This window comes from Streptomyces himastatinicus ATCC 53653 (assembly GCF_000158915.1).
In the GTDB taxonomy this organism is placed as follows: domain Bacteria; phylum Actinomycetota; class Actinomycetes; order Streptomycetales; family Streptomycetaceae; genus Streptomyces; species Streptomyces himastatinicus.
The window spans coordinates 5,726,486-5,730,483 of the sequence record NZ_GG657754.1; the positions used below are offsets into that span (position 1 = coordinate 5,726,486).

The 3,998-nt window shown below is 73.3% G+C and carries 3 protein-coding genes and 1 pseudogene; all 4 read left to right on the plus strand.

Annotated elements, in window-relative coordinates:
- On the plus strand, positions 1-1,137 hold a 1,137-nt coding region (locus tag SSOG_RS24265), incomplete at its 5' end, for an FAD-binding protein (protein ID WP_039938569.1).
- Complete coding sequence (gene nadC / locus SSOG_RS24270) at positions 1,134-2,186, plus strand: carboxylating nicotinate-nucleotide diphosphorylase (protein WP_039938570.1); 1,053 nt, start codon at positions 1,134-1,136, stop codon at positions 2,184-2,186. The genes SSOG_RS24265 and nadC, both read left to right, overlap by 4 nt.
- 96 nt (positions 2,187-2,282) lie before the next feature.
- On the plus strand, positions 2,283-3,080 hold the full coding sequence (locus tag SSOG_RS24275; protein ID WP_009716893.1) for a type III pantothenate kinase: 798 nt from the start codon (positions 2,283-2,285) through the stop codon (positions 3,078-3,080).
- A 434-nt stretch (positions 3,081-3,514) separates the two neighbouring features.
- Positions 3,515-3,998 (plus strand): annotated as a pseudogene (locus SSOG_RS53875) (hypothetical protein); the annotation flags it as partial.

Consider the following 3,998-nt stretch of genomic DNA (forward strand, 5'->3'; position numbering starts at 1 on the left):
GTCCTCGCGACGGGCGGCATGGGCCAGATCTTCTCCGCCACCACCAACCCCGCCGTCTCCACGGGCGACGGCGTCGCCCTCGCGCTGCGCGCCGGGGCGGAGGTGAGCGACCTGGAGTTCGTCCAGTTCCACCCCACGGTGCTGTGGCTCGGCCCGGAGGCCGAGGGGCAGCAGCCGCTGGTCTCCGAGGCGGTGCGGGGCGAGGGCGCCCATCTCGTCGACGCGGACGGGGTGCGCTTCATGGTGGGGCAGCACGAGCTGGCCGAACTGGCCCCCCGCGACATCGTCGCCAAGGGCATCATGCGGCGGATGCGGGAACAGGGCACCGAGCACGTGTACCTGGACGCCCGCCACTTCGGCGCCCGGATGTGGGAGCACCGCTTCCCGACGATCCTGGCCGCCTGCCGGGCCCACGGCATCGACCCCGTCACCCAGCCGATCCCGGTGGCCCCCGCCGCGCACTACGCCAGCGGCGGGGTCTGGACGGACCTGCGGGGGCGTACGACGGTGCCGGGGCTGTACGCATGCGGGGAGACGGCCTGCACGGGCGTGCACGGCGCCAACCGGCTGGCGTCCAACTCGCTGCTTGAGGGCCTCGTCTTCGCCGAGCGCATCGCGGCGGACATCGCCGAGCGGCCCTCCATACCGGGTCCCACGCCGGAGCCCGTACCGAAGCCCGCACCCCAGGGCCCGGCCACCGGCGCATCGGCCCAGGGCGGGGGAGGGGCCCTGCTCGCCCCCGAGGCCCGGTACGCCGTCCAGCGCATCATGACCACCGGCGCCGGTGTCCTCCGCTCCGCCGAAAGCCTCGCCCAGGCCGCCGAGCGGCTGGACCGCGTCCGGGAGGACGCCGTCGAGACGCTGCACCGCGACGGCAAGACGGCCGAGCCCGGCGTCGAGACCTGGGAGGCGACGAACCTCCTCCTCGTCGCCCGGGTCCTGGTGGCCGCCGCGCTCCGGCGCGAGGAGACCCGCGGCTGCCACTGGCGGGAGGACCGCCCCGACCGGGACGACGCGGCGTGGCAGCGGCACCTCCTGGTCACCCTCGGCCCCGACGGCTCGCTCGACGTCCGTACGACGGACTCCGCGGCGTTCCCCTCACCCACCACTCGACCCGAGACGGAGTCCCACCCGTGAGCAGCACCTCCGACGACCGCCAGCAGAGCCCGCCGCAGCCCGCGGCCCTTCCGCTGCTCCAGATCGGCGTCCCGGGCGGCGACGAGGGCGGCGGCTGCGGCAGCGCCTGCGGCTGCGGCAGCGGCGCCGACGACGGCGCGTACGGGCTCGACCCGATGGAGTGCGGCCTCGACCCCGACCTGGCCCAGCTGCTGGTCGACGCCGGGCTCGACCCCGTCCAGGTCGAGGACATCGCGCACATGGCGATCGAGGAGGACCTCGACCAGGGCGTCGACGTGACGACGGTCGCCACCGTCCCCGAGGACGCCTTCGCCACCGGCGACTTCACGGCCCGTGAGGCGGGCACCGTGGCCGGGCTGCGGATCGCCGAGGCGATCCTGTCCGTCGTCTGTACGGACGAGTTCGAGGTCGAGCGGCATGTGGAGGACGGCGACCGCGTCGAGCCCGGCCAGAAGCTGCTGAGCGTCCGCACCCGCACCCGCGACCTGCTCACCGGCGAGCGCAGCGCGCTCAACCTGCTGTGCCGGCTCTCCGGCATCGCGACCGCGACCCGCGCCTGGGCCGACGCCCTGGAGGGCACCAAGACGAAGGTCCGCGACACCCGCAAGACGACGCCGGGGCTGCGCGCCCTGGAGAAGTACGCGGTGCGCTGCGGCGGCGGCGTCAACCACCGCATGTCGCTGTCGGACGCGGCGCTCGTCAAGGACAACCACGTGGTCGCGGCGGGCGGCGTGGCGCAGGCGTTCAGCGCCGTACGGGCCGAGTTCCCTGACCTGCCGATCGAGGTGGAGGTCGACACCCTGGACCAGATCCCGCCGGTCCTGGAGGCGGGCGCGGATCTGATCCTGCTGGACAACTTCACCCCGGAGCGCACCCGCGAGGCGGTCGAACTGGTCGCGGGCCGGGCCGCGCTGGAGTCCTCGGGCCGTCTGACGCTGGCCAACGCCCGTACGTACGCCGAGACGGGCGTCGACTACCTGGCCGTCGGCGCGCTCACCCACTCCTCCCCGATCCTGGACATCGGCCTGGACCTGCGCGAGACGGGGTGAACTGGCGATGCTGCTGACCATCGGCCCGCCCGTCGCCCCGCCCACCACCCCAGAACTCGCCCTCTGCCGTGAGCCCGACCGGAAGCGGGGTCGCCCATGCTGCTGACCATCGACGTGGGGAATACCCACACCGTCCTCGGCCTCTTCGACGGCGACGAGATCGTCGAGCACTGGCGGATCTCCACCGACGCCCGCCGCACCGCCGACGAACTGGCCGTCCTGCTCCAGGGCCTGATGGGGATGCATCCGCTGCTCGGCGAGGAGCTGGGCGACGGCATCGAGGGCATCTCGATCTGCTCCACCGTCCCCTCCGTCCTGCACGAGCTGCGCGAGGTCACCCGCCGCTACTACGGCGATGTGCCGTCCGTCCTGGTCGAGCCGGGCGTGAAGACCGGCGTGCCGATCCTGATGGACAACCCGAAGGAGGTCGGCGCCGACCGGATCATCAACGCGCTGGCGGCCGTCGAGCTGTACGAGGGCCCGTGCGTGGTCGTCGACTTCGGCACCGCGACCACCTTCGACGCGGTCAGCTCGCGCGGCGAGTACGTGGGCGGCGTGATCGCGCCCGGTATCGAGATCTCGGTCGAGGCGCTGGGCGTGCGCGGTGCGCAGCTGCGCAAGATCGAGCTGGCCCGCCCGCGCAGCGTGATCGGCAAGAACACGGTGGAGGCCATGCAGTCCGGCATCCTGTACGGCTTCGCTGGCCAGGTCGACGGGATCGTCCGGCGCATGGCGCGTGAGCTGGCCCAGGACCCCGAGGACGTGACGGTGATCGCCACCGGCGGGCTGGCGCCGATGGTGCTGGGCGAGGCGTCGGTGATCGACGAGCACGAGCCCTGGCTCACCCTGATCGGCCTGCGGCTGGTCTACGAGCGCAACGTCCAGCGCGGCTGAACGGAGCTGAACGGAGCTGAACAGCGCTGATCCGACTGATCGGCGCTGATCGGGCTGTTCGACGCCCGATCGCGCCGAAAACACCGTTCACCTGCGAACTCGGCGGTATTGGCGGCATTACGAAACGAATTCCGCGCGCTGTTCATCGCGCTGTTCATCGCGCTGTTCATTCGGCGGGGCGCCGGTGAGGGCACTCCACCGAGTGCCGAGGCACAGTCAAGGAATGCCGTCCCGTCGAATTCGGGATCAACAAGCGGAACCCGCCCGGCCGCTGCCCGCCCCCGCCCGGAGACCGCCCCACCCGGACTCCGGGCGGACTCCGATGCGGAGGCGGCCCCGCGCCCCGGCTCCCACCGCCGAATGGCCGCCCCCGCAACGCGCCGCACCGCCCGCCGCTCAGCGAAATTTGTCCGCTTAGCACTTAAAGTCCTCCCATGCCCACGCCCTATGGATCCCGCGGCGGAATGGCGTTCAGTGCGGATGAGCTGCGTGTGCTCCGACGCGCCCTCGCCATCGCCCTTCAACCCGAACCCGTCACTCCCCCCGGCTCCCTCGGCCCGGACCGGGCGGAGGAGGTCCAGGACTGTTTCCGGCTCGCCGAGGCCGTGGACGAGGCGGTCCGCGAGGGCGGGCGGCTGCGAGCGTTTCTGCTCGACGAGCTGGCCCGCTATCGCGCCGCCCTCCCCGGCGCCGCCGTCGGCTATCTGGAGCAGCTCGAGGGCGCCCTGGCGGCCGGTTACGAGCCGCTCCCGGAGGACCTGGCCGCGCTCCGCGCGCTGTGCCGGGCCACCGTGTCGGACGGTGAGGCCGCGCGCCGCCGCGCGCTGCTGAGCTACTGCGAGCGCCTGGCCGAGCGCTGCGTACGCGCCCGGCTCGCGACGCGCGCCGTGGCCGCCGGGCCGCCGCGTCCCCGCCCCG

What these genes read in the sequence shown, in the direction of transcription:
- SSOG_RS24275 (WP_009716893.1), top strand. Translation starts at nt 2,283, where the DNA reads ATGCTGCTGACCATCGACGTGGGGAATACCCACACCGTCCTCGGCCTC.